General features: G+C 70.8%; 22 protein-coding genes, 1 tRNA gene and 1 other RNA gene. 15 read left to right on the top strand and 9 right to left on the bottom strand.

Annotation, left to right across the window (positions count from 1 at the left end; all coding sequences use genetic code 11):
- Nucleotides 1–152: 152 nt before the first annotated feature.
- The 3 genes from ACFWCH_RS14935 (at nucleotide 153) to ACFWCH_RS14925 (ending at nucleotide 2,158) form a co-directional block, all read left to right on the top strand.
- Nucleotides 153–225, top strand: a tRNA-Val gene (locus ACFWCH_RS14935).
- A gap of 28 nt (nucleotides 226–253) precedes the next feature.
- Entirely contained in the window at nucleotides 254–1,141 is an 888-nt protein-coding gene (locus tag ACFWCH_RS14930; protein WP_136036163.1) for a TIGR01777 family oxidoreductase, read from the top strand.
- Between the two features lie 63 nt (nucleotides 1,142–1,204).
- Nucleotides 1,205–2,158 carry an L-lactate dehydrogenase gene (locus ACFWCH_RS14925; protein WP_378803741.1) on the top strand — a complete coding sequence of 318 codons (954 nt, stop codon included), beginning with the start codon at nucleotides 1,205–1,207 and terminating at the stop codon, nucleotides 2,156–2,158.
- Nucleotides 2,159–2,191: 33 nt separating this feature from the next.
- Here the strand turns inward: ACFWCH_RS14925 and ACFWCH_RS14920 are convergent, their stop codons facing one another.
- Nucleotides 2,192–2,956, bottom strand: coding sequence for an SDR family oxidoreductase (locus ACFWCH_RS14920; RefSeq protein WP_378803740.1), 765 nt, complete (start codon nucleotides 2,954–2,956; stop codon nucleotides 2,192–2,194).
- Nucleotides 2,957–3,056: 100 nt separating this feature from the next.
- Between ACFWCH_RS14920 and ACFWCH_RS14915 the strand changes: the two genes are divergently transcribed.
- Nucleotides 3,057–3,893, top strand: coding sequence for a helix-turn-helix transcriptional regulator (locus tag ACFWCH_RS14915; RefSeq protein WP_378803739.1), 837 nt, complete (start codon nucleotides 3,057–3,059; stop codon nucleotides 3,891–3,893).
- Nucleotides 3,894–3,905: 12 nt separating this feature from the next.
- Here the strand turns inward: ACFWCH_RS14915 and ACFWCH_RS14910 are convergent, their stop codons facing one another.
- Entirely contained in the window at nucleotides 3,906–4,745 is an 840-nt protein-coding gene (locus ACFWCH_RS14910) for an aldo/keto reductase (RefSeq protein WP_136036160.1), read from the bottom strand.
- 110 nt (nucleotides 4,746–4,855) lie between these two features.
- Between ACFWCH_RS14910 and ACFWCH_RS14905 the strand changes: the two genes are divergently transcribed.
- From ACFWCH_RS14905 to rnpB, 4 genes are all read left to right on the top strand, one after another.
- Nucleotides 4,856–5,239, top strand: coding sequence for a YchJ family protein (locus tag ACFWCH_RS14905; protein WP_378803738.1), 384 nt, complete (start codon nucleotides 4,856–4,858; stop codon nucleotides 5,237–5,239).
- Between the two features lie 36 nt (nucleotides 5,240–5,275).
- The gene (locus tag ACFWCH_RS14900) at nucleotides 5,276–6,010 is read left to right on the top strand and encodes a zinc ribbon domain-containing protein (protein WP_136030244.1); all 735 of its coding nucleotides are present in this window, start codon (nucleotides 5,276–5,278) and stop codon (nucleotides 6,008–6,010) included.
- 22 nt (nucleotides 6,011–6,032) lie between these two features.
- Complete coding sequence (locus ACFWCH_RS14895) at nucleotides 6,033–7,733, top strand: bifunctional 3'-5' exonuclease/DNA polymerase (protein ID WP_247981754.1); 1,701 nt, start codon at nucleotides 6,033–6,035, stop codon at nucleotides 7,731–7,733.
- Nucleotides 7,734–7,756: 23 nt separating this feature from the next.
- Nucleotides 7,757–8,123, top strand: an RNA gene (gene rnpB / locus ACFWCH_RS14890) — RNase P RNA component class A.
- A 56-nt stretch (nucleotides 8,124–8,179) separates the two neighbouring features.
- Here rnpB and ppgK read toward each other — a convergent pair.
- Nucleotides 8,180–8,926: a polyphosphate--glucose phosphotransferase gene (gene ppgK, locus ACFWCH_RS14885; protein ID WP_136036155.1), complete on the bottom strand. Its 747-nt coding sequence runs from the start codon at nucleotides 8,924–8,926 to the stop codon at nucleotides 8,180–8,182.
- Between the two features lie 81 nt (nucleotides 8,927–9,007).
- On the opposite strand from ppgK, the gene ACFWCH_RS14880 reads away from it, so the two are divergent.
- Genes ACFWCH_RS14880 through ACFWCH_RS14865 form a run of 4 tightly spaced genes read left to right on the top strand, consistent with a single transcriptional unit; the run spans nucleotide 9,008 to nucleotide 14,542 of the window.
- On the top strand, nucleotides 9,008–9,250 hold the full coding sequence (locus ACFWCH_RS14880; protein ID WP_136030250.1) for an SPOR domain-containing protein: 243 nt from the start codon (nucleotides 9,008–9,010) through the stop codon (nucleotides 9,248–9,250).
- A gap of 2 nt (nucleotides 9,251–9,252) precedes the next feature.
- A complete protein-coding gene (gene glnA / locus ACFWCH_RS14875; protein ID WP_136030252.1) occupies nucleotides 9,253–10,590 on the top strand; it encodes a type I glutamate--ammonia ligase in 1,338 nt (445 codons plus the stop codon).
- 8 nt (nucleotides 10,591–10,598) lie between these two features.
- Complete coding sequence (locus ACFWCH_RS14870; RefSeq protein ID WP_378803737.1) at nucleotides 10,599–13,574, top strand: bifunctional [glutamine synthetase] adenylyltransferase/[glutamine synthetase]-adenylyl-L-tyrosine phosphorylase; 2,976 nt, start codon at nucleotides 10,599–10,601, stop codon at nucleotides 13,572–13,574.
- Nucleotides 13,575–13,621: 47 nt separating this feature from the next.
- Nucleotides 13,622–14,542, top strand: a complete 921-nt coding sequence (locus ACFWCH_RS14865) for a diacylglycerol kinase family protein (RefSeq protein ID WP_136036954.1) — start codon at nucleotides 13,622–13,624, stop codon at nucleotides 14,540–14,542.
- Here the strand turns inward: ACFWCH_RS14865 and ACFWCH_RS14860 are convergent, their stop codons facing one another.
- From ACFWCH_RS14860 to glnA (ACFWCH_RS14850), 3 genes are all read right to left on the bottom strand, one after another.
- Complete coding sequence (locus ACFWCH_RS14860; protein ID WP_136030295.1) at nucleotides 14,543–15,688, bottom strand: AI-2E family transporter; 1,146 nt, start codon at nucleotides 15,686–15,688, stop codon at nucleotides 14,543–14,545.
- Between the two features lie 96 nt (nucleotides 15,689–15,784).
- A complete protein-coding gene (locus ACFWCH_RS14855) occupies nucleotides 15,785–17,323 on the bottom strand; it encodes a protein kinase (RefSeq protein WP_378803736.1) in 1,539 nt (512 codons plus the stop codon).
- Between the two features lie 179 nt (nucleotides 17,324–17,502).
- Nucleotides 17,503–18,927, bottom strand: coding sequence for a type I glutamate--ammonia ligase (glnA, locus tag ACFWCH_RS14850; protein WP_136030300.1), 1,425 nt, complete (start codon nucleotides 18,925–18,927; stop codon nucleotides 17,503–17,505).
- 148 nt (nucleotides 18,928–19,075) lie between these two features.
- On the opposite strand from glnA (ACFWCH_RS14850), the gene ACFWCH_RS14845 reads away from it, so the two are divergent.
- A complete protein-coding gene (locus ACFWCH_RS14845) occupies nucleotides 19,076–19,504 on the top strand; it encodes an RDD family protein (RefSeq protein WP_372490597.1) in 429 nt (142 codons plus the stop codon).
- 24 nt (nucleotides 19,505–19,528) lie between these two features.
- Here ACFWCH_RS14845 and ACFWCH_RS14840 read toward each other — a convergent pair whose 3' ends face one another.
- The gene (locus ACFWCH_RS14840) at nucleotides 19,529–20,017 is read right to left on the bottom strand and encodes an ATP-dependent zinc protease (protein ID WP_136036632.1); all 489 of its coding nucleotides are present in this window, start codon (nucleotides 20,015–20,017) and stop codon (nucleotides 19,529–19,531) included.
- 18 nt (nucleotides 20,018–20,035) lie between these two features.
- Here ACFWCH_RS14840 and ACFWCH_RS14835 point away from each other — a divergent pair, with 18 nt between their 5' ends.
- Entirely contained in the window at nucleotides 20,036–21,223 is a 1,188-nt protein-coding gene (locus ACFWCH_RS14835; protein WP_136030304.1) for a RimK family alpha-L-glutamate ligase, read from the top strand.
- A gap of 57 nt (nucleotides 21,224–21,280) precedes the next feature.
- On the opposite strand, the gene ACFWCH_RS14830 is transcribed toward ACFWCH_RS14835, so the two are convergent.
- Nucleotides 21,281–21,991: a DUF4191 domain-containing protein gene (locus tag ACFWCH_RS14830; RefSeq protein ID WP_136030306.1), complete on the bottom strand. Its 711-nt coding sequence runs from the start codon at nucleotides 21,989–21,991 to the stop codon at nucleotides 21,281–21,283.
- A gap of 160 nt (nucleotides 21,992–22,151) precedes the next feature.
- Here ACFWCH_RS14830 and ACFWCH_RS14825 point away from each other — a divergent pair, with 160 nt between their 5' ends.
- On the top strand, nucleotides 22,152–23,588 hold the full coding sequence (locus tag ACFWCH_RS14825) for a hypothetical protein (protein ID WP_378803735.1): 1,437 nt from the start codon (nucleotides 22,152–22,154) through the stop codon (nucleotides 23,586–23,588).
- Nucleotides 23,589–23,596: 8 nt separating this feature from the next.
- Here ACFWCH_RS14825 and sucB read toward each other — a convergent pair whose 3' ends face one another.
- On the bottom strand, nucleotides 23,597–25,372 hold the full coding sequence (gene sucB, locus ACFWCH_RS14820; protein WP_378803734.1) for a 2-oxoglutarate dehydrogenase, E2 component, dihydrolipoamide succinyltransferase: 1,776 nt from the start codon (nucleotides 25,370–25,372) through the stop codon (nucleotides 23,597–23,599).
- Nucleotides 25,373–25,398 lie beyond the last annotated feature (26 nt).

Raw genomic sequence — 25,398 nt, 5'->3', positions numbered from 1 at the left:
GGGGAACCTTTCGTCAAGCTGGCAGGTCATGCCAAGGAAACGGGAAGCGACACGGGCAGCCTTGTCGGCCGTGCACAACGCGCGCCGACCTCAGCCTATCCCTCTTCCACGACGTGGGTGCGCATGCGCCGCCGGATAGACTGAGCGCACCAGGGCCTTTAGCTCAGCTGGTAGAGCGCCACGTTTACACCGTGGATGTCGTCGGTTCGATCCCGGCAGGGCCCACCGTCTCGAGGAGACCGGGGGAGCGACCATGGCGCGACGCATCGTCATCAGCGGGGCATCCGGCCTGATCGGCTCCGCCCTCGCGGCCTCGCTGCGAGGCGACGGGATCGAGGTCGACACGCTCGTGCGTCACCCGCCCCGGGAGGACGGCGAGCATCAGTGGATGCCCGGTGTGAGCTCCCTCAACCCCGACGTGCTCGCGGGTGCGGAGGCGGTCGTGGCCCTGGGCGGTGCCAGCGTCGGCCGGCTCCCGTGGACGCTGCGGTACCGCCGGGAGCTGGTGGAGTCCCGGCTCGATGCGACGCACACCCTCACGACGGCGCTGCGCTCGCTCGGCTCCGACGCTCCGGCGCTGGTCTCCGCGTCGGCCGTGGGCTACTACGGCTCCGCGCCGGGGGAGACCCTCACGGAGGACTCGCGGCCGGGCGACACGTTCCTCGCCGACCTCTGCGTGCGATGGGAGGCCGAGGCCAGACGGGTGGAGGACCTCACCCGGGTCGCGCTGCTGCGCACCGCCCCCGTGATCCATCGCCGCGGCGTCCTGCGGCCGCTGGTGCTGCTCACCCGGCTCGGGGTCGCGGGACCGCTGGGCCCTGGCACGCAGACGTGGCCGTGGATCTCGCTCGAGGACGAGGTGCGGGCGATCCGGCACACGCTCGACGCGAAGCTCACCGGTCCGGTGAACCTCGCGGGTCCGACGCCCGCCACCATGAACGACATCGGACGCGCCCTTGCCGCGCGGATGCATCGCCCGTACTGGCTTCGCGCTCCCCGCTGGGCGCTGCGCCTGGCGCTCGGGGACGCGGCCGACTCGCTCCTGCTGCCGGATGCCGATGTGCGCCCGGAGGTGCTCGAGCGCTCGGGGTTCCGGTTCACCCACCGGACCGCGGCGGATGCGGTGGCCGCGGCGGTCTGACCTGCGCGCTTTCGCACGGCTCGCCCCCTCCCGGAGCGACGCGCCCGCTGTCAGTATGGGCGCATGGAGATCATCGAGAACTCGAAGCTCACGGTCGTGGGTGCGGGGAGCGTCGGCTCCAGCGTCGCGTACGCCGCACTGATCCGCGGCTCCGCCCGTCACGTCGCGCTCTATGACATCGCCACCGAGAAGGTCGAGGCCGAGGTGCTCGACCTCGCCCACGGGACCCAGTTCACCGGGTCGAGCGCGATCGTCGGGGGCAGCGACATCTCGGTCGCGGCCGGCTCGCACGTGGTGGTCATCACCGCCGGGGCCAAGCAGAACCCGGGGCAGACCCGCACCGAGCTGGCCGGGGTGAACGCGGGCATCATCCGGCGCATGATGCCCGACCTGCTCGCCGTCGCACCGAACGCGGTGTACGTCATCGTCACGAACCCGTGCGACGTGCTCACCGTGATCGCTCAGCAGGAGACGGGGCTGCCGCCGGAGCGGATCTTCGCCTCCGGCACGGTGCTCGATACGTCGCGTCTGCGATGGAAGCTCGCCGAGCGGGCGGGAGTGTCGACTGCGAGCGTGCACGCGCACATCATCGGCGAGCACGGGGACACGGAGTTCCCCCTGTGGTCCCGCGCCACGATCGGCACGGTGCCGATCCTGGAGTGGGAGACGCCGGGTCACCCGCGGTTCACGCTGGAGGAGCTGGACGAGATCGCGGTGGAGGTGCGCGACGCCGCGTACAAGGTGATCCGCGGCAAGGGGGCGACCAACTACGCGATCGGGCTGTCGAGCGCGCGGATCGTGGAGGCCATCCTCCGCGACGAGCACGCCGTGATGCCGGTGAGCACGGTGCTGCGCGACTTCCACGGCCTGGACGGCGTCGCCCTGTCGGTGCCGTCGATCGTGAGCGCCGCCGGGGCCGATCCGATCCGCGCCACCTCCTTCTCGGAGCGCGAGCTGGAGCAGCTGCGGCAGTCGGCCGATGCTCTCACCGCGGTCGCGGGGTCCCTGCAGGCGTGAACTGGGGGGCGGTGCGCGGGCACCGCCCCGGCCTCAGCGGGCGTGACGATCGGTGCTGTTGAGCGCGGCGACGACGCGGGCGTAGTCCCCCCTCGCCTCGGCGTGGCGCAGGAACTTGACGCGCTCGACCTGCACCTCGGGCGCCTCCGGGTCGGTCTCGATGAGCGCCATGACCTCGTCGGCGAACTCGTCGAGAGGCATCGCCGACTCGTCCTGCTCCTGCCCGGGCATGAGAGCGGTGCGAACCGCCGGCGGCTCCAGCTCGACGACGGAGATGCTCGTGCCGGCGAACTGCAGGCGGAGGGATTCGCTGAGCATGTGGATCGCGGCCTTGCTGGCGTTGTAGGTCGGCGTCGCCTTGAGCGGGACGAACGCGAGCCCGGACGTCACGGTCATGATCGTCGCGGCGGGCTGCGCGCGCAGGTGCTCGACGAACGCGGCGATCAGAAGGATCGGCCCGAGGACGTTGGTGGTCACGATCTCCTCGGCGGTCGCGAGGAAGCCGTCGGGTGAGCGCCAGTCCTCGGCGCGCATGATGCCCGCCATGGTGACGAGCACGTTCAGCGCCGGATGCTCGGCGAGGACGGTGCGGGCGGCTGCCTGGATGCTGTCGGCGTCCGCGGTGTCGATCTGCACGGTGTGGATGCCGGGGTGCGCGTCGGCGATCGCGGTGAGCCGGTCGGCGCGCCGCCCGCCGACGATCACGGTGTTCCCGCGTTCGTGGAGTCGGAGGGCCAGCGCGAGGCCGATGCCGCTGGTCGCGCCGGGGATGAAGATGGTGTTTCCGGTGATGTCCATGGTTCCAGCGTCGACGGCGGCGGCTGGACGCTCCAGAGAGGGATCGTCCAGGGACCGCCGATCCCTGGTTCGGGTGCCGCGGCGGGGGGATACTTCAGGAATGGATCGTGATGCGCTGGCCGACTTCCTGCTGCGCCGCCGGGAGGCGTCGACGCCCGCCGACGTGGGGCTGCCCGCGGGAGCGCGCCGCCGAACCGCCGGTCTGCGGCGCGAGGAGGTGGCCCAGCTGGCCACGATGTCGACGGACTACTACGCACGCCTGGAGCAGCGGAGGGGACCGCAGCCGAGCGTGCAGATCCTCGGCTCGCTCGCCAGGGCGCTGCGGCTGACCGAGGACGAGCGCGACTACCTGTTCCGGTTGAGCGGCCACAGCGCCCCGGATCGCGTCACGGCGACCGACTACGTGCGGCCGGGGATCCTCCGGGTGCTGGACCGGCTGCACGACACGCCGGCGTTCGTGGTGTCGGTGCTCGACGAGGTGCTCGTGCAGAACGACGCCTCCCGGGCGCTGATCGGCGATGCGGGAAGCCTGACCGGGATGGATCGCAGCGGGATCTACCGCTGGTTCGCCTCCCCGGAGACGGAGCGCCTCCGCTATCGGGAGGTCGATCACGTGCGGCAGTCGCGGTCTCTCGTGGCGACGCTCAGGGCCGCGCACGCGGTCCCTGGTGCGCGCTCCCGCGCCTGCGAGATGGTCACGGCCCTCTCGGCCATGAGCGACGAGTTCGTGCGGTTGTGGGAGGCGCACGAGGTGAGCCGTCGCTTCGAGCAGCACAAGGTGATGGTGCACCCGGAGCTCGGCGAGATCGAGGTCGACTGCCAGGCGCTGTTCACGGAGGACGAGTCGCAGGCGCTGATCGTGCTGACCGCGCCGCGGGGGAGCGAGGCGGCCGGCAAGCTGGAGTTCCTGCGGGTGCTGGGGACGCAGACCGTCTGAGCGCTCCCGCGGTCAGGACTCCTCGTGGACGGCGGGGTCCGCGTCGAAGAGCCGTCCGTCCGGGCGACCGAGTGCGGTGATCGCGGCCACCTCGGCGTCATCGAGCACGATCTCCGCCGCGGCGAGGTTGTCGAGCTGGTGAGCGAGCGACGAGGCCTTGGGGATCGCCACGGTCCCCCGGGCGACGTGCCAGGCCAGCACCGCCTGCGCCGGTGCGATGTCGTGTGCGGCGGCGACCTCCCTGATCACGGGCTCGTCGAGCAGCGCCTTCGCCCGGCCGATCGGACTCCACGCCTCGGTGATGATCCCCTGGGCGCGGTGGTGGGCGAGCTGCTCCTCCTGGGGGAAGTACGGGTGCACCTCGATCTGGTTGACCACGGGGCGGACGCCGGTCTCCCTCTCGATGCGCTCCAGGTGCTCCGGCAGGAAGTTCGACACGCCGATCTGCCGCACGACGCCGCGGGACTGGGCCTCGACGAGCGCCGTCCATGCGGGGACGTACTCGTCCTGGTGCGGGTTCGGCCAGTGGATCAGATGGAGATCGGTCGCATCGAGCCCGAGCCGGGAGCGGCTCTCCTCGATGCTGATCCGCGCCCGGTCGGCGGGGTGGTGTCGGCCGGGCAGCTTGGTGGTGACGATGATCTCGGCGCGGTCGACGTCGGCGGCGGCGACACCGCGCCCGACGGACCCCTCGTTCTCGTAGTTGAAGGCCGTGTCGATGAGGCGGTAGCCCGCGCCGATGGCCGCGGCGACGGCGTCGGCTCCCGCATCGCCGTCGAGGCGATAGGTGCCCAGCCCGATCGCGGGGAGGGTGAAGCCGTTGTGGGCGGTGACGGTGGGGATGGCGGGCATCGGTGCTCCTTCGGTGGCTTGTGTTCAGCGTAGGCCTTGTCGGTGGAGCGTTGGACGATGAGCCCGGCGTAGGTGATGCTGGCAGGCATGACCCTGAACGTCGCGCTCTCATGATCTCGTCCACGCGCTGCCCCTGCGGCTCCGGCAACCCGTTCGACGAGTGCTGCGCGCCCCTTCTCGGAGGTGCGCCCGCTCCGACCGCTGAACGACTCATGCGCTCCCGCTACACCGCTTTCTCCCGGGAGGACGACGCGTACCTGCTGCGCACCTGGCATCCGAGCACGCGGCCCCGCGACGTCGAGTTCGACCGGGGTCTGGAGTGGCGTCGGCTGCTGATTATCGACCGCGTGGCCGGGGGACCGTTCGACCGCGACGGCGTCGTGGAGTTCGAGGCGTTCTGGCGGCACGGCGCCGAGCGCGGCTCCCTGCGCGAGCGCAGCCGATTCGTCCGCGAGGGCCGGACGTGGCTCTACGTCGACGGCGTCATCGGCTGAGGACCGGACGACGGCCGACCGACTAGATTTGAGAGCGTGAACGCCACCCCGGAGAACCAGCGCACCCTGCTCGACATCGCGGACCTCGACCGGCGCATCGCGCAGGCCGAGCGTGCCCGCACCCAGCCGAGTCAGGCGGCGCGGATCACCGAGCTCGTCGCCGTCCGCCAGGAGCAGCTCCGCGAGCTCACGGTTCTCACCGGCGCGCGGGACGATGCGCGTGCCGAGCTCGCGCGGCTGGAGTCCGACGTGTCCCTGGCCGAACAGCGCCGGGACCGCGACACCGCGCGTCTGGCGGCGGCGACCAACGCGAAGGAGGCGCAGGCGCTCGAGCACGAGCTCGCCAGCCTGGCCAAGCGCCTGAGCGACCTGGAAGACGCGGAGCTCGACGTGATGGGGCGCGTGGAAGAGGCCGATGCCGCCGTCGCCGCTCAGCAGGCGCTGCTCGACACGACCACGACCGAGGGCACGGCCCTGACCGCGCAGGCGAAGGCCGACGTGGCGGCGGCCACCGAGCTCGGCGCTCAGCTGACGCGTGACCGGGAGGCCGTCGCCGGCTCGATCCCCGCCCCGCTGCTGGCGGAGTACGACCGCCGCGCCCAGAACAGCGCGGGGGCGGCGCTCCTCACCCGCGGCACCTGCGAGGGCTGCCGCATGATGCTCCCTGGCACCGACCTCAACGAGATCCGCCGAGCCCCGGAGGACGCCGTGGTCTCCTGCCCCGAGTGCGGCTGCATCCTCGTCCGCACCGAGGAGTCGGGGCTCTCGTGAGCGCATCCGTCGTGCACCGCCGATGACGGTGCCGGCGTCGGGCACGGAGCGCCGCATCGCCCTGATCGCGCTCGGGGCGGCCGAGTACGCGGCGGTCGAGCTCGACGAGCACGACCGGGAGAGCGGTCGGACGCTCGTGCCCGCGGGCGAACTCGCGTCCTGGGTCGCCGCGACGGAGGCGGAGGACGGCCCCCGGTGGATCCTGCGCTCGGCCGCCGAGGTGTACGCACTGCTGCTGCGGGAGGGAGTCCGCATCGGCCGCAGTCACGACCTGGTCCTGTGCCATGCGATCTTGCGGGACACCGCGACGGTGCCCGCGCCGCTGCCTCCGTCGGCCGCCTGGGAGCCGCGGCAGCCCGCGGACGCGACGCCCTCCCTGTTCGACGTGTTCGACGAGGAATCGGGGGAGCCGGCGGTCGTCGCGGCCCTGGAGCAGTACCGCGCGCAACGCCGGGTGATCGCCGCCGCGCGGGACGGTCGGCTGACGCTCCTGTGCGCCGCCGAGTCCGCAGGTGGCCTGATCGCCGAGGAGATGCGCGCCGCCGGGTTGCCCTGGGACACGGCGGTTCACGACGCGATCCTCACCGAGACCCTCGGCGCCCGGCCCGCGGGCGGCGGTCTTCCCCGGCACATGGTGGAGCGTGCGGACGAGGTGCGGGCGCTCCTCGGCGATGCGACTCTCCACCTGGACAGCCAGCCCAAGCTGCTGCGCGCCCTGCATCGCGTCGGAGTGCAGGTCGAGTCCACGAGCAAGTGGGAGCTGTCGACGCAGGACCATCCCGTCGTCGAGCCGCTGCTGGCGTACAAGAAGCTGTCCCGGCTGCTGAGCGCGAACGGGTGGACGTGGCTGTCCGAGTGGGTGCACGAGGGGCGGTTCCGTCCGGTCTACATCCCCGGTGGCGTGGTCACGGGGCGCTGGGCCTCGGCCGGCGGGGGAGCGCTGCAGCTGCCGCGGAACCTGCGACCCGCCGTGCGGGCCGACCCCGGATGGACGCTGGTGGTCGCGGATGTCGCGCAGCTGGAGCCGCGGATGCTGGCGGCCATGGCGGCGGATGAAGCGATGGCCGAGGCGGCGCGCGGTGGCGACCTCTACGCGGGTGTCGTGGCGTCGGGCGCGGTCGCGACCCGTGAAGAGGCGAAGTACGCGGTGCTCGGGGCCATGTACGGCGCGACGAGCGGCGACAGCGGCCGTCTGGTGCCACGGTTGCGCCGCGTCTACCCGCGCGCCATGGCCCTCGTCGACGAGGCGGCGCGCACGGGCGAGGACGGCGGGATCGTCTCGACGTGGCTGGGCCGGTCCTCGCCGCGGCCGTCGGACGAGTGGATGCGGTTGCAGTCGGATGCGACGGCCGCGGAGGCTGATCCCGCCGTGGTGGCCCTCGCTCGTCGGCGAGCCCGGGACTGGGGACGCTTCACCCGCAACTTCGTGGTGCAGGGCACGGCGGCCGAGTGGTCGCTCATCTGGCTCGCCGAGATCCGACACCGGCTGCAGCAGCTGCCGCCCGTGTTCGGGGCCGCCGAGGCCTCCGGCCCGTTCGCCCGCGAGCCGCATCTGGCGTTCTTCCTGCACGACGAGATCATCGTGCATACCCCGCGCGAGCACGCCGAGGCCGCCGCGGCGGCGGTGCGAGAGGCAGCGGAGGTCGCGACGACCCGCCTGTTCGGCACGTTCCCGATCGAGGTGCCGCTCGACCTGCGCATCGCGGATTCCGCGGAGAAGTGAGCGCCGTAGACTGGAGGGGCGAATGGGTCGGCTGGACGGTCGCGTGGCGGGTGACCGCACCGAGGAACGTCCGGGCTCCACAGGGCAGGGCGGTGGGTAACACCCACCCGGAGTGATCCGCGAGAAAGTGCCACAGAGAGCAGACCGCCCGTGATCCTCGGATCGCGGGTAAGGGTGAAAGGGTGGTGTAAGAGACCACCGGGGGCCGTGGTGACACGGCCCGCCAGGTAAACCTCGCCCGGAGCAAGGTCAGACAGAGGATGTTGACGCGGCCCGCCGAGTCCTCGGGTAGACCGCTGGAGCGGCACGGCAACGTGTCGCCGAGAGAGATGGCCGTCGAAGGGGCGAAGAACCCCGGAACAGAACCCGGCGTACAGGCCGGCCCATTCGCCCCACGAGGAAAGGCCCCGCAGATGCTCTGCGGGGCCTTCCACGTGTCGCGGGTGTCAGTCGCCGGCGAGTGACGCGGCGCCGATGATGCCCGAGTTGTTGCGGTGGATCGCCGGGACGATCGGGGTCTTGAGGTCGAGCAGCGGGAGGAAGTCGCCCGCGTTCTTCGACACCCCGCCGCCGACCACGAACAGGTCGGGGCTGAAGATGAACTCGATGTGGGAGTAGAACTCCTGCAGCCGCTCCGCCCACTCGGCCCAGCTGAGCCCTTCGCGCTCGCGGGCGGAGGTGGCCGCCCAGGTCTCCACCGACTCGAAGCCGCGGAAGTTGAGGTGGCCGAGCTCGGTGTTGGGCAGCAGCACGCCGTCGTAGAGGAAGGCCGAGCCGATCCCGGTTCCGAGAGTGGTGAGCAGCGTGAAGCCGATCACGTCGCGCGCGGCACCGTGGCGAGCCTCGGCCACACCCGCCGCGTCGGCGTCGTTCACGAACACGATGTTGCGGCCGAGCCCGTCGCGGAAGAACCGCTCCGCGTCGAAGTCGATCCACTTCTTGGACACGTTGGCGGCGGACAGGGTCTTGCCGCGCTTGACGATCGCCGGGAAGGCCACGCCGAGGGGGAGCGTCGACTCGTGCACGTCGAGGGTCTTGAGCACGGTCTGCACGGCGAGGAGCACGTCCTCCGGCGCCGCACCCTCCGGGGTGGGCACGCGTACCCGATCCGAGGCCATGGTGCCGTGTTCGAGGTCGACGATTCCCGCTTTGATACCCGTGCCGCCGATGTCGACGCCGATCGCTTTTGCCATGGCCGATAGCTTAGCGACCGCTGTGTGCGCCAGTAGGATCGATGACATCACCCGAACGACTCGCGGGAAGAAGGAGAAGCCATGACCGACGGCGATCACAAGTACTGGTACAACTCCGCCACGGGCGAGGTCGAGTTCGGCATGCTGTCGCCCTCGATCGACCGCGTCGGCCCCTTCGACACCGAGGCCGAGGCGCGTCGTGCGCCCGAGGTCCTCCAGGAGCGGTCGCGTGCCTGGGCCGAGGAGGAGGCCGCGGAGCAGGGCTGGGACGCGAAGCCGTCGAGCGGCTTCGGCTCCGACGCGAAGGGCCAGGGCGCAGAGTAGCCATGGACAAGCAGAGGGACTTCGTGCTTCGCACGATCGAGGAGCGCGGCGTCAAGTTCGTGCGGCTGTGGTTCACCGACGTGATCGGCACGCTGAAGTCGGTCGCGATCGCGCCGGCCGAGGTCGAGGGGGCGTTCGCGGAGGGCATCGGCTTCGACGGCTCGGCCATCGAGGGCCTCACCCGCACATACGAGTCCGATCTGCTGGCGCAGCCCGACCCGACCACCTTCCAGACGCTGCCGTGGCGCGGGGAGATCGACCCGACGGCGCGCATGTTCTGCGACCTCACCACCCCGGACGGGCAGCCGGCGGTGGCGGATCCGCGTCACGTGCTCAAGCGCGCGCTCGCGAAGGCCGCTGACGCGGGCTTCACGTTCTACACGCACCCGGAGATCGAGTTCTACCTGCTCAAGTCCTCGTCGTTCGGGCCCGAGGGTCCGGTCCCGGTCGACTCCGCCGGGTACTTCGACAACGTGCCGGGCGGTACGGCCCATGACTTCCGGCGCCGCTCGGTGCGCATGCTCGAAGACCTCGGCATCTCGGTGGAGTTCAGCCACCACGAGGGCGGTCCCGGTCAGAACGAGATCGACCTGCGCTACGCCGACGCCCTCACCACGGCCGACAACGTCATGACGTTCCGCACCGTGATCAAGGAGGTGGCCATCGAGCAGGGCGTGTACGCCACGTTCATGCCGAAGCCGCTCAGCGGTCAGCCCGGCAGCGGCATGCACACGCACATGTCGTTGTTCGAGGGCGATCAGAACGCGTTCTACGAGGAGGGGGCGAAGTACCAGCTGTCCAAGACCGGCCGTCACTTCATCGCCGGGCTCCTGCGGCACGCGAACGAGATCTCCGCCGTGACCAACCAGTTCGTCAACTCGTACAAGCGGCTGTGGGGCGGCGACGAGGCCCCCAGCTTCATCACGTGGGGTCACAACAACCGTTCGGCGCTCGTCCGGGTGCCGATGTACAAGCCGAACAAGGGGCAGTCGTCGCGCGTGGAGTACCGCGCGCTCGACTCGGCCGCGAACCCCTACCTGGCTTACGCGCTCATGCTCGCCGCCGGCCTCAAGGGCATCGAGGAGGGGTACGAGCTGCCGCCGGAGGCCGAGGACAACGTGTGGGCGCTGAGCGACGCCGAGCGCCGTGCGCTGGGGTACTCCGCCCTGCCCGCGAGCCTCGACCACGCGCTGGAGTACATGGAGGAGTCCGAGCTCGTGGCCGAGACGCTGGGCGAGCAGGTGTTCAACTACGTGCTGCTCAACAAGCGCAAGGAGTGGGAGGCGTACCGCGGGCAGGTCACGCCGCTGGAGCTGAAGAACAACCTCGAGCTCCTCTGAGGCGCGGCATGGCCCGACCCGACGCCTCCGTCTCGCTCTCCGCGCTCGCACGGATCGGTTTCTCCGAGCTGTCCGAGGCCGCCGCGTCGCTGGCAGAGCTGGAGTCGTTGCTGGACCGACCCCGTGCGGGGCTGCTCGACGGCATGGGCGCCGCAGACCCGGATGCGGCGGTGCGCGGACTGCTCCGGGTGGCGCGCCGTGACCCGGAGGCGGTGCGGCCGCTCGTCGACGATGCGGAGACGCGCCGCACGGTGTGGCGGGTGTTCGGCGCCTCGACCGGGCTCGCCGAGTTCTTCCTGCGCCACCCCGCACAGCTCTCCGTGCTCAGCGAGCCCGTGTCAGCGCTGCCATCGGCCGACGCGCTGCGCAGCCGCCTCCTCGCCGCCGTGGACGCCAGCGACGGTGTCGCGGCGGCGGGCGACGACGACGCGGTCGTGGCGGTGCGCGTGGCGTATCGGCGTGAGCTCGCCGCGATCGCCGCGTTCGACCTCGCGCACGAGCGCCCGGAGGACGCGGTGCCCGCGGTCGCCGCGGCGCTGGCCGACCTCGCCGGTGCGGCGCTGGAGGCGGCGCTGGCGGTAGCGCGGGCGCGGCTGCGCGCGAGCACCGGCCACGACGAGCTCGCCGCGACCCGGCTCGCGATCATCGGCATGGGCAAGGCCGGCGCGCGGGAGCTGAACTACGTCAGCGACGTCGACGTCATCTTCGTCGCGGGAACCGCCGATGACGCGGTCGTGTCGGAGGCGCGGGCCATCGACATCGCGACGCGACTGGCGCGCGAGACGATGCGTGCCCTCAGCGCGATCGAGGTCGAGCCGCCCCTGTGGGAGGTCGATGCGGCGCTGCGGCCCGAGGGCAAGCAGGGGGCGCTGGTGCGCTCGCTCGCCTCGCACGCCGCCTACTACGACCGCTGGGCGAAGGGGTGGGAGTTCCAGGCGCTGCTGAAGGCACGGCCGCTCGCGGGAGACCCCGTGCTGGGCGCGGAGTACATCGCGGCCGTGCAGCCCCTCGTGTGGTCGAGCGCCGCGCGCGAGGAGTTCGTCGAGAACGTGCAGCGCATGCGCGAACGGGTCATGGAGCACATCGATCCGGAGGACGCGCCGTACCAGCTCAAGCTCGGCGCGGGCGGTCTGCGCGACATCGAGTTCACGGTGCAGCTCCTGCAGCTCGTGCACGGGCTGACCGACGAGACGCTGCGCACCCGCGGCACGCTGGAGAGCCTCGACGCCCTCGTCGACGGCGGGTACATCGGCCGGGCGGATGCGGCGACCTTCGCCGCCGACTACCGCGTGCTGCGGCTCATGGAGCACCGGTTGCAGTTGCGCGAGCTCTCCCGCACGCACCTGATGCCCCGCACGCCGGCCGGACGACGGTTCCTCGCCCGCGCGACCGGACTGGCCGACAGCGGCGACGCCATCTGGGCGCGCTGGGAGGCCGTGCGCCGCGAGGTGCGCGAGATCCACACGCGCCTGTTCTACCGCCCGCTGCTGAGCGCGGTCGCCGGTCTGCCGGAGGAGGAGCGCACGCTGTCGCTGGAGCAGGCGCACGACCGGCTCGCGGCGATCGGGTTCCGCGACCCGGCCGGGGCGCTGCGCCACATCGGTGCCCTGACGCGAGGGTTGAGCCGCAAGGCCACGATCCAGCGGCACCTGATGCCGATCATGGTGCGCTGGTTCGCCGACGGCAGCGACCCGGACTACGCGCTCCTGGCGTTCCGTCGCATCAGCGAGCGGCTGGGCGACACCTCGTGGTTCCTGCGGATGCTGCGGGATTCCTCCGGCGCGGCCGAGAGTCTCACGCGGCTGCTGTCGTCGTCGCGCTACATCGGGGAGCTGCTCGAGTGGATCCCGGAGTCCGTGGCCTGGCTCGACAGCACGGAGCGCCTGCGACCACGTGGCGCGGAGGCGCTGGACGAGGAGGCGCGGGCGATCCAGACGCGGCACGAGACGGTCGCGGACGCGCTGCGGGCGGTCAGGGCCCTGCGGCGGCGCGAGCTGCTGCGCACGGCCATGGGCGCGGTGCTCGATGTGCTCACGATCGAGGAGGTGGCGACGGCCCTCACCGACATCACCGCCGCGACGATCCAGGCCGGGCTGCGCGCGGTGATGCGTGAGGTCGTGCCGCCGGAGGACGCGGCGCTCGACTTCGCCGTGATCGCGATGGGCCGGTTCGGCGGTGGCGAGCTCGGGTTCGGCTCCGACGCGGACGTGCTGTACGTGTACGACGCGAACGGCGTGGATCCGCAGCGCGCCGAGAGGCTCGCCACGAAGATCGTGGCGGGTCTGCGCGAGCACCTCACCGACCACCGGCTGCCGCTGGAGCTCGACGCCGGACTGCGTCCGGAGGGGCGCAACGGTCCGCTGGTGCGCTCGTTCGACGCGTACACGGCGTACTACCGTCGCTGGTCGCTGTCGTGGGAGGCGCAGGCGCTGCTGCGCGCGCAGGGCGTCGCGGGGAGCGTCAAGCTGATCGCGCGGTTCACGGAGCTCGCCGATTCGATCCGCTACCCCGACACGGTCGACCTCCAGGGGCTGAGGGAGATCAAGCGCATCAAGGCGCGGGTCGAGGGGGAGCGGCTGCCGCAGGGCACGGATCCGCGGCGGCACCTCAAGCTCGGACCGGGAACCCTGAGCGACGTGGAGTGGCTCGTGCAGCTGCTGCAGCTGCAGCATGCGGCGCAGGTGCCGGGACTCCGCACCACCTCGACACTGCGGGCGCTGGACGCGGCGGTCGCTGCCGGGCTCGTGGAGGAGGAGGACGCGGAGCGTCTGCGGGCCGCCTGGCTGCTGTCGAGCCGGCTCCGGTCGGCCATCACCCTGCTCACCGGACAGACCAGCGACGTGCTCCCGGCCGACCGCCGGCAGCTCGACGCGCTGGCGCGGCTGCTGGGCTACCCGAACCGCGCGGCCACGCAGCTCGAGGAGGACTACCTGGGTGTCACGCGCCGGGCTCGGCGGACCTTCGAGCACCTGTTCTACGGGTGACTGTCAACCGAGTTGCGGGAACGGCTCCGGTCGCCCAGGCTGAGCGCATGACGTCTTCTCCTCTGGCAGTGATCTGGAACCCCACGAAGTCGGACAGGGCGGTTCTCGAGGAGGCCGTCCGGCTCGCGTTCGGCGATGACGCGGACATCCGCTGGTGGGAGACCACCCCGGAGGACGCGGGCCGTGGCATGGCGGCGGAGGCGGTCGCGGAGGGCTGCGACCCGGTCATCGCGGTGGGCGGAGACGGGACCATCCGAGCGGTCGCGGAGGCCCTCGCGGAGACCGGGGTCGCCCTCGGCATCGTGCCGCAGGGCACCGGCAACCTCCTGGCCCGCAACCTCGGCATCCCCCTGGAGGGCGTCCTTCCCGCGCTGGAGCACGTCCGCGACAGCGAGCCGCGGAACATCGACCTCGGATGGGTCGAGATCGACGGGGAGGAGCACGCGTTCTCGGTCATGGTGGGCTTCGGCGTCGATGCCCAGATGCTGGTGGAGACCAATGACGACCTCAAGGACCGCGCGGGATGGCTCGCGTACGTCGAGGCGATGGGCCGGGCACTCGCCGGCACGGAGATGACCGACATCACGCTGCAGCTGGACGACGGTGAGCCGCAGGAGCTGCGTGGGCACACCCTCCTGATCGGAAACTGCGGCATGTTGCAGGGCGGTATCCGGCTGCTGCCCGACGCCCTCGTCGACGACGGGCTCCTCGACATGCTGCTGATCAGCGCCGACGGACCGCTCCAGTGGCTCGACACCGTCCGCTCCGTGGTGTGGGACAACGGCATCCGACGGATTCTCGGGAGTGTCGATCAGGCGGTGAGCACGGACTCCACCACGCACGTCTCCGCCGAGCGCATCGAGGTGCGCCTTGCGGCTCCGCAGATGTTCGAGATCGACGGCGAGGAGGTCGGGGAGATCTCGTCGTTCGCGGTGCGCGTGCAGGCGGGCGCCGTCACCGTCCGCTGATCACGCGACCGTCACGGCCGGTGGTGTCTTCTTCCGGTCCTGTGTCGGGAACACCACCTTCTGCACGATGATGATGATGCTCGCCGCGATCGGGATGGCCACCAGCGCGCCGAGGATCCCGCCGAGCGCACCACCCGCGACGGCCGCGATCACCACGAGAGCCCCCGGAACGGCGACCGCGCGGCTCATGATGCGGGGCGATAGCACGTATGCCTCGATCTGCATGTACACGAGGTAGTAGATGATCGCGATGAGCGCGGTCGTGGGCGACTCGAACAGGCAGATCAGCGAGATGATGATCGATGCCGACAGGGTTCCGACGAGCGGGATCATCGAGCCGATGAAGGCGATGAGGGCCAGCAGCGCCGGCACCGGTGCGCCGATGATGCTGAGGAAGATCAGGCTGAGCACGCCGTTGGTCAGGGCGAGGCTCGCCTGACCGATCACGTAGCGACCGACCGCGCTCGAGACGTCCTCCAGGAGTTCGCTGAACGTGTCGCGCTGGTAGGCGGGCACGAAGCGAGCGGCGACGCGCTTCATGCTGCGCAGCGACGCCATGAAGTACAGCGTCAGGATCAGGACGATGGTGACGCCGGTGATGCCTCCGGCGATCCCGGCGCCGACCGCGAAGACACCGCCGCCGATGTCGAAGAAGTTGTCGGGGTCCTGCACGAAGCCGAGCACGCCGTTGACGGCATCGGTGATGGTCGAGCCGAACTGGGCGCTCATGTCCTTGTACCAGTCCGTCTTCATGAAGTCCTCGATCATCTTCGGACCGTCTTTGATCAGGTTGGTGATCTGTTCGACGAGGATCGGGACGATGGCGAGGATGATCCCGGCGAACGCGAGGACGACGCCGGCGACGACGATCGCGACGGCGGCGGGACGGGGGAGCTTGCGCTCGATGCTGGTGACGATGGGGTCGAGTCCGAGCGCGAGGAAGATCGCGACGCCGATGTAGACCAGTACGGTCGCGAGCTGATTGACGATGCCGCCGATCGCGAGAGCGACCAGGACGCCCAGGGCTCCGAGCAGCCCGAACATGAACGGGTTCGCTCTCGCCCCTGCGACCACCGAGGTGGGGGAGCGGCGCTGGGCCGATACGGTCTGCGCCTCGTCGGTCGCGATGATTCTCCTGCGGCGCATGTCCCCTCCAACTGTGCGTGCTCGCACTCGATCTTGCTCCACACCGGGGCCCGGCGCGCTCAGCGACACCCGAGGGCGTGCGGCTGGACGCCGGGCCTAGTCGTCCGAGCCCTTGCCCTGCGAGCCTGTGCCCTTATCGCCCTTGCCGGGCGTCTCGACCGCGGCTCGATCGTCCGTGGTCGGCGAACCCTGGTCCGCGGAACCCGGCTTTCCGCCCCTCGTGCCCTCGCCGTTGCCTTTCGCTCCTTTGCCTTTGCCCTTGCCGTTGTCCTGCTGTGCAGCCGGGTTGTCGTCGGCATGGTCGGTCGAGTGCTCGTCGCCGACGGACTCGACGGTGAGGGACTCGGCGGGGGCGGGAGCGACGGCCGCGGGCACCTCGACGACGGTGGGCGGGGCCGTCTCGGCGGCCGTGGGCGACTCGACGGAGGAGATCCCGCTGAGGACGGCGCCGGAGCTCGCCACGGCCTGTGGGGCCTGGCCCGACAGCGACACCGCGACCGTGGTGACGGCTCCGATGGCGACGACGGCGGCGAAGAGCAGACTGTCGCGTCGCCGCGGTGTCCGGCGCGGTGCAGCGACCGCACCGGCGGCGAGCCGCCGCCGGGCCTGGGCACGGGTGAGCGGCCGAACCGGAGCCGCGGGGGCGGGGAGCGACGGCACGGGAGGGATGACCAGCGGGGCCACGGGCGCCGAAGATGCGGCGGGCGAGGGGATGCCGGGAACGGGCAGGACGCGCGTGGCGGCGGGCGCGACGACGGCGGGAAGGGGAGCGGTGGCGCGCTCGTCGGCCTCCGCGAGTGCTTCGCTCAACCGCCGCAGCTCGACCGCGACCTCGGCAGCGTGCGGCCGTTCGGCCGGGTCGATGCTCGTCATCGCGGTGAGCAGCCGCCCCCAGTCCTGTCCGAGCGACGCGGGAACGTCCGGCGCCAGGTGCAGGCGGGCGAGGGCGGTCTCGACGCTCAGGGTGGGCGCGAAGCCGGGCGTGCCGGTCAGTGCCTCCAGGAGCACAAGGCCCAGCGCGTAGATGTCGACCGACGGCCGTACCTCGCCGTTGCGCAGCTGCTCGGGCGCCATGTACGTGAGGGTGCCGAGGACGATGCCCGGCGCGGTGACCCGCGACGTGTCGATCATGCACGCGATCCCGAAATCCGCGAGCTTCGCCGTCCACCGGTCGCTGCCCGACGTCGGCGGGGTGAGGAGAACGTTGGAGGGCTTGACGTCACGGTGCACGATGCCCGCCGCGTGAGCGGCATGGAGGGCGGAGGCGACGTCGGCACCGATCGTCGCGACCTCCTGGGGGGTCACGGCGGAGCGGGAGAGGCGGCTGCTGAGCGTGGGGCCGGGAACGAACTCCATCACCAGGTACATCGCCCGGCCGGGGTCGAGGCGGGCGTCGAGGAGCGTGACCAGGTTGGGGTGATTGAGGGAGGCGAGCAGCGCCTTCTCGGAGTGCGCGCGGTCCGTCGAGGTCACGGCATCGTCCGAGGTGCGGAAGATCTTGACCGCGACCGTGCGCTCCAGCACGATGTCCTCGGCGCGGTACACGGTCGCCATGCCGCCGACGCCCACGGCATCGCCCAGCCGGTATCGGCTGTCGAGCAGAGCCTCGGTCGGCGTCGCCTCCTGCGTCCACATGGTGCCGCCTCCCCGTCGCCGGGTCGGGTAGCCCGGCGACTCTCTCACGCTAGGGCCCTGCACGATTCCCGTCTTCGGGCTTGACTCCGGGGCAGGGACCTGCAAGAGGGTGTGTGGAATGACCCCCGGACACGCGGAAGCGCCCGCCAGGAATCCCGGCGGGCGCTTCGCGGTGCGGGTCAGACCCCGAAGTACAGCTCGTACTCGAACGGGTGCGGACGCTGCGCGATCGGCAGGATCTCGTTCTCGTACTTGTAGGAGATCCAGGTCTCGATGAGCTCCTCGGTGAACACGCCGCCCTCGAGGAGGAACTGGTGGTCGTTGCGGAGTGCCTCGAGCGAGTCGAGCAGCGAGTTCGGCACCTGCGGGATGTTCTTGGCCTCCTCGGGCGGAAGCTCGTAGAGGTCCTTGTCGACCGGCTCGTGCGGCTCGATGCGGTTCTTGATGCCGTCGAGACCTGCCATGAGCTGCGCCGCGAAGGCGAGGTACGGGTTGCCGGAGGCGTCGGGAGCGCGGAACTCGATGCGCTTGGCCTTCGGGTTGGAGCCCGTGATCGGGATACGGATCGCGGCGGAGCGGTTGCCGGCCGAGTACACCAGGTTGACCGGAGCCTCGAAGCCCTTCACCAGACGGTGGTAGCTGTTCAGCGTCGGGTTCGTGAAGGCGAGCAGCGCGGGAGCGTGCGCCAGGATGCCGCCGATGTACCAGCGGGCGATGTCGCTGAGCTGGCCGTAGCCGGCCTCGTCGTAGAACAGCGGCTTGCCGTCGTTCCACAGCGACTGGTGCGTGTGCATGCCGGAGCCGTTGTCACCGTAGAGCGGCTTGGGCATGAAGGTGGCGACCTTGCCCCACTCCTCGGCCGTGTTCTTCACGATGTACTTGAACTTCAGGATGTCGTCCGCCGAGTGCACCATCGTGTCGAAGCGGTAGTTGATCTCCTGCTGGCCCGCCGTGCCGACCTCGTGGTGCGAGCGCTCGAGGATGAAGCCGGCCTCGATCAGCTTGAGCGTGATGTCGTCGCGCAGGTCGGCCGTCTTGTCGACCGGGCTCACGGGGAAGTAGCCGCCCTTGTACGGGGTCTTGTTGGCGAGGTTGCCGCCCTCCTCCTCGCGACCGGTGTTCCACGCGGCCTCCTCGGAGTCGACCTTGTAGAAGCTCTCGCCCGCCGTGACGGAGTAGCGCACGTCGTCGAAGATGTAGAACTCGGCCTCGGGCGCGAAGTACGCGGTGTCGGCGATACCGGTCGACGCGAGGTACTTCTCGGCCTTCTTGGCGACCTGACGCGGGTCCTTCGAGTAGATCTCGCCGGTGCGCGGGTTGTAGATGTCGAAGATCATCACGAGGGTGCTCGCCTCGCGGAACGGGTCCATGTAGGCCGTCGTCACGTCGGGGATGAGCTGCATGTCCGACTCGTGGATGCTCGCGAAGCCGCGGATCGAGGAGCCGTCGAACAGCTGCCCGTCCGTGAAGAAGGCCTCGTCGACCGTCGCCGCAGGGATGTTGAAGTGCTGCTGCACGCCAGGGAGATCGGTGAACCGGATGTCAAGGAATTTGACGTCGTTCTCCTTGATGTAGGCCAGTACCTCGGACGAATCTTTGAACATGTAACGACTCCTGTGATGCGGATCGATGGCTTCGGGGCCACTCTGCACAGTACGGACGGGGGATTTCTCCACGGTATCCGCTTTGTTTCGAGCGTGTTACAGCGTGAGGGCGGAAGGCGCGGTTCCGAGGGCTCGGTAGGCTGGTGTGGTGACGGATGCGGTGAACAGGTACCCCGGTGAACGACTCGGACTCCCGGAGTCGGGAACGGGAAGCATCGCCCGTCCCGGACGACGCATCGGCGCTCTCGTGATCGACTACGCGGCCGCCACGATCATCGCCACCGGCTTCCTCGGGTTCGACCAGTTCGCGCTGCCGTCCGAGGCGGGTCTGACGCAGTTCGCCCCGCTGCTGGTGTTCGCGGTCCTGCAGATCCTGTTCATCCCCACCGCGGGGGGTAGCCCGGGTCACCGCATCCTCGGCATGCGCCTGGTGCGTCTCGACGGCGCCTGGATCGGGCTGTGGCGGCCGGTCGTTCGCACGCTGCTGCTGCTCGTCGTGATCCCGGCGGTCGTCTGGGATGCGGATCAGCGCGGTCTGCACGACAAGGCGGTCGGCACCGTCCTCATCCGCGCCTGAGCAGCGTCGGGTCGCCCGCTTGCCTCAGACGCGTCCCCGGTTGCGGCGGCGTGCCTCGCGCGGTGCCCTTCCACCGAGGAACGAGCGCGCGGGGTCCACGACGTAGCCGTGACGCAGGGCCTCGCGACCGATGAGCATGCGGAACCCCATCTCGTCCCGGTTGCTGAGGGTGACCTCGGCCAGCACCTCGCGGTCGACCAGGCGGATGATCAGTTGCACCACCAGACGCTCCTGCGCGTGCCCGGACGAGCTGCGCACGGCGCGGCGATCGTGCACAGGGCACTCGACGACGACCGCGTCGTCCTGGCTGTCCTGCCACGGGTTCACCCGGAAGCGGACCCACGCCTCGCCCTCACGCTCGAACTCGTGCACGTCGAACGCGTGCAGCGATGAGGTGCGCGCGCCGGTGTCGATCTTCGCCTTGATCCAGTCGACGCCGAGATCGGGCAGGCTGACCCACTCTCGCCACCCCGTGAGGGTGTTTGAATGGGTAGACCTACTCACCTGATACATCCTGGCAGGAAATCCCCCGTGAAGATCGCAGTGCTGTCCCGTGCGCCGCAGGCGTACTCCACCCAGCGCCTCCGGGCCGCCGCGCTGCAGCGGGGGCACAACGTCAAGGTGCTGAACACCCTTCGCTTCGCGATCGACCTCACCTCCGATGAACCCGACCTGCACTACCGGGGACGCCAGCTGAGCGACTACGACGCGATCCTGCCGCGCATCGGGAACTCGATCACCTACTTCGGTACGGCGGTGGTCCGCCAGTTCGAGCAGATGGACGTGTACACCCCGAACACCGCCAACGGCATCTCGAGCGCGCGCGACAAGCTCCGCGCCAACCAGATCCTCTCCCGGCACAACATCGCGATGCCGCCCACCGCTTTCGTGCGCAACCGCGCCGATGTGCGCCCGGCGATCGAGCGCGTCGGCGGTGCCCCGGTCGTGATCAAGCTGCTCGAGGGCACGCAGGGGATCGGCGTGATCCTCGCCCCACAGGTCAAGGTCGCCGAGGCGATCATCGAGACCCTGCACTCCACGAAGCAGAACGTGCTCATCCAGAAGTTCATCTCCGAGAGTCGTGGGCGCGACATCCGTGCGCTGGTCGTGGGCGACCGCGTCGTCGCGGCGATGCGGCGGTCGGCGGCCGGCGACGAATTCCGCTCGAACGTGCACCGCGGCGGATCGGTGGAGGCGATCGAGCTCGACCCGGTGTACGAGCGGGCGGCCGTCCGTTCGGCGCAGATCATGGGGCTGCGGGTGGCGGGAGTGGACATGCTCGAGGGCGACGAGGGACCGCTCGTCATGGAGGTGAACTCCTCGCCGGGACTGCAGGGCATCGAGACGGCCACGAAGCTCGACGTCGCCGGCGCCATCATCGACTACATCGCCGGGCAGGTGGCGTTCCCCGAGATCGACGTGCGACAGCGCCTGACGGTGTCGACGGGGTACGGCGTGGCGGAACTGATGGTGCACGGCGCCGCCGACCTGGTGGGGAAGACCCTGGGTGAAGCCGGACTGTGGGAGCGTGACATCACCGTGCTCACGCTGCACCGCGGGGTGAGCGTGATCCCGAACCCGCGCAAGCACGTCGTGCTGGAGGCGGACGACCGGTTGTTCTGCTTCGGCAAGCTCGAAGAGATGCGCTCGATGATCCCGGAGCGTCGTCGTCGCCGGGCGAAGGTGCGGCGCCTGCCGAAGCAGCCGCTGTCGGAGTGACGACGCGCGGCCGCCCTCCGAGGAGGACGGCCGCGCGTCGATCGTGCGGTGTGCGGGTCAGCGCGGACGCTGCGGGCGCACCTTGGTGGGGTCGATGCCCTTCGGGATCGGCAGCGACGAGAGCGACTGCGACACGGAGTCGACGCGACGGATCACCGCGGCCATGGTGGCCTTGTCGATGGCCTTGGGAAGCTTCTTGATGGTCTTGGCGAGGTCGGCGATGGGCACCTCGTCCTCGCCGTGCCCGACGTAGAGCACGGTCACGGGGACACCGTGCGCGACGCGCTGCGCCTTGCTCCGCTCCTCGTTGACCAGGCGCGTGAGGCGGCCGCGGGCACCTTCGCCGACCACCACGATGCCGCCGCGACCGATCGTGCGGTACACGGCCTCCTGGGTCTTCGGGTTGATCCCCACCGGGGTCTCCGATGCCTGCCAGCGACGCCCGAGACTGGTGCTCAGCACGTGACCGGTCGCGCCGGGCATGCCGTCGATCTTGGTGTACATCGCCGACGTCGACAGTCGCGTCATGAGGAACAGCGCGCCGAGCACGCCCAGCATGAGGCCGGTGATGCCCCAGAGCACGAGGGTCCACACCTGGAACGGCGGGATGAGGTAGCCGGCGACGAGGCCGAGCAGGATGCCGCCGACGAGGATGCCGGCCTGCGCCCAGGGGAGCCACGGGTAGGCCTCGCGCGTGAACCGGAAGAGGGACTTGATCTGGGAGAAGAACCCAGGACGCTTCTCGGGTTCGGGAGCACGCTTTGCCATGACATCCAGCCTACCGAGTCCCAGACCCTGACGATGTCGTCGTTCGCGCGGAGCGGAGCAGCACGAGGACTCGCTCTGCACAGCCAGCCGCAGCCGGCGGGCCTTTCCGCTCACGCCGTGGATGGCTCCGGGCGCACGGTCCCTCGGGTGAGATGGGCGCATGACCGACGCCCAGACGATCGAGACGGCCCCACCGCCCCTGCTGGCACGAGCGCACCGCACGCTGCGGATGCTGTCGTCGCCGGACACCCCCTTCGCGGGGGCGCTCGTCACCAGCGGCGACGGCGTGGCGGTGCGGTGTCCGAGCGAGGAGCTCGCGGGATGGGCGGGCTGGCACTTCGCGGGCGCACAGCACGTCGCCGGACCGCTGGACATCGTCCGACGTGCGGACGGCCACGATGTGCTGCTGCCCTGGTGCACCGATCGGTTGCAGGCGTTCATCGACCGACGGTCCGCCTCGGGGCAGCGGTTGCGTCAGGGTGAGGTGTGCACGGTGGCGGTGAGTCTGCTGCGCGGCATCGGTGAACTGGCGCGCGTGGGCAGCGGCGTCGAGGGTACGTGGTGGCTCACCGACGGCGGGCGACCCCTGTTCGTCATCGGTGAGGGGAGCGGGATCCGGTCCGCAGCGGCGTCGATCGTCGAGACGCTCAGGGACGGCGAGACCGATCGAGCGCTGAGGCGTGTTCTCGACCGGGTGGGGGATGGACTGCGCGAACGACTGGAGCACCCCCGGGTCCCGCGGCGGCTTCTCGACGAGTGGGAGTGCGAGCTTCTCGCCCTCGTGTCCCCACGTCCCCTGGAGCATCAGACGACGAAGCCGGTGCGGGCGCGCGACCTCTCCCGCGTCGTCGAGCCCGCTGCGGGCGGGGTCGCCCCGACCCGGAGGAGCCTCGCGACGCGGAGGTCCGCGGTCCGTACCCCACGGACCACCCGGGCGAGAGTCCGCAGCGCCGTGCGGATGTTGCGGGAGAACATCGCGTCGCGGATCGCCGACGCCAGGGAGGCCGTCCGCGTGCGGCGGGCGACGAGCGGTAAGGGGCGGGATCGGGCCGCGGCTCCCCGCGCACCGCGTCGCCGACTGCTGTTGATCGCGGCAGCGGGTGCGGCCGTCGTGCTCGTGGGCGGGCTGATGTGGCCGAGCGGCGACGGCGGGAGCGACGCCCGAGGTGCCTCCACCGCGGCGGGGACAGCGCCGACGCCGACGTCGACCGGGGATGGTCGGGCGAAAGGCGGGTCATCGACGACAGGACCCGAGCACGCGTCTGCTGCCCCCACGCCGCGCGTCGCGGAGGCGGGCGACCCCGCCGCCGCCGTCCCGACGCTCGTCTCCGCCGCTGAGGCCTGTCACTCCGCCGGGGTCACGGAGTGCGTCGCCGCGATCGCGCCCGGTTCCGCAGGAACCGTCGACGCCGTGCGCGCGCTCAGCGGTGAGCTCACGGTCGAGCTGGTCGACGAGTACGGCGACGTCGCGGTCACCCGCGTCGCTCGGCCGGCGGAGGCGGACGCCGCGAGTCCCACCGCGATGGTCGTACTCGTGCGGCAGGACGACAAATGGCTGGTCCGCGACGTGTACGACGTCGCGGACCAGCCAGAATGATCGTTCGGTCAGGCGCCCAGCTGCGGGGCGAACTGCGCCGCTTCGAGGCGCGCCTTCACCGCACCGAGGAAGCGCGCCGCGTCGGCACCGTCGATGATGCGGTGATCGTACGACAGAGCGAGGTACACATACGAACGGACCGCGATCGCGTCGGTTCCGCCGACCCTGACGAGACCCGGACGCTTGACGACCGTGCCGGTGCCGAGGATGGCGGACTGCGGAAGGAACACGACGGGCGTGTCGAACAGCGCACCGCGGGAACCGGTGTTGGTCAGCGTGAAGGTCCCGCCGGCCAGCTCGTCCGGCTTCAGCTTGTTGTCGCGCGTGCGGGCCGCGAGGTCGGCGATCTCGTGAGCGATCTGAGCGATGTTCTTCGACGCGGCGTCGCGCAGCACCGGAGTGAGCAGCCCGCGCTCGGTGTCGACCGCGATCGAGACGTTCTCGGTGGCCGGGTAGACGATCTGCTCACCGTCGACCGTCGCGTTCACGATCGGGAAGGCCTGCAGCGCCTCGGCGGCGGCCAGCGCGAAGAACGGCAGGAACGAGAGCTTGTCGCCGGTCTTCTCGAGGAACGAGCCCTTGACGCTGTCGCGGTACTCCGCCAGCGCGGTGACGTCGACCTCCACAACCGTGGTGAGCTGCGCCGTCTGCTGCATGGACTCGACCGCGCGCTTGGCGAGCACCTTGCGCAGACGCGACATCGGCTGGGTCGTACCCCGCAGCGGGGAGACCTCGAGCGGTGCGGGAGCCGGAGCCGCATTCGTGGCGGCCGGAGCCTGCGATGCGGACTCGGCAGCCTTGAGCACATCCTCCTTGCGGATGCGCCCGCCGACACCGGTACCCGTCACGGAAGCGAGATCCACGCCCTGCTGTGCGGCCAGACGGCGCACCAGCGGGGTGACGTAGAGGTTGTCGTTCTCCGTCGGCAGCGAGAGCTTCGGAGCGGGAGCCTCGGTCGCTGCGGGAGCCGGTGCGGCCTGCGCCGGAGCAGGGGCAGCAGGTGCAGGGGCCGCGGCCGGAGCCTGGGGCTGGGCGGGAGCCGCCTGCGGTGCGGCCGGAGCCTCAGCGGGTGCCGGGGTGGCGGGCGCCTCGGGCGCGGCCTGCGGCGCGGCAGGTGCCTCGGTGGCGGCAGGCTGGGAAGCGCCGGAACCGACGCGGGCCAGGACGGCGCCGACCGCGATGGTCTCGTCCTCGGCCGCGACGATCTCCTGGAGCACGCCGGCGACGGGCGAGGGGATCTCCGTGTCGACCTTGTCCGTCGAGATCTCCAGAAGAGCCTCGTCGACCTCGACCGAGTCACCGACCTGCTTGAGCCAGCGGGTGACCGTTCCCTCGGTGACGCTCTCGCCGAGCTCGGGAAGCACGATGTCGGTGGCGTCACCGGACGGCGCAGCCTCGGCGGCGGGAGCGGGAGTCTCGGCCGCAGGAGCCTCGGCCGGAGCCGGCGCTTCAGCAGGAGTCTCGGTCGCGGCAGGGGCCTCGGCAGGGGCGGCCTCCGCTTCGGGGGCGGCCGCAGCGGGCGCGTCGCCCGCCGGGGCTGCGGCGCTGCCGTCGCCGATGCGAGCGAGCAGGGCACCGACCTCGACGGTCTCGTCCTCGGCGACGAGGATCTCCTCGATCACGCCGGTGACCGGGGAGGGGATCTCGGTGTCGACCTTGTCGGTCGAGATCTCGAGCAGGCCCTCGTCCGCCTGGACGGTGTCTCCCACCTGCTTGAGCCAGCGGGTGACCGTACCCTCTGTGACGCTCTCACCGAGAGCGGGGAGGACCACGGATGTGCTCATGACTGAGTCTCCTTCAGAAGTTGTAT

The organism is Microbacterium sp. NPDC060132 (assembly GCF_042729675.1).
Lineage (GTDB): Bacteria > Actinomycetota > Actinomycetes > Actinomycetales > Microbacteriaceae > Microbacterium > Microbacterium sufflavum.
This window is presented reverse-complemented; position numbering and strand designations above follow the sequence as displayed.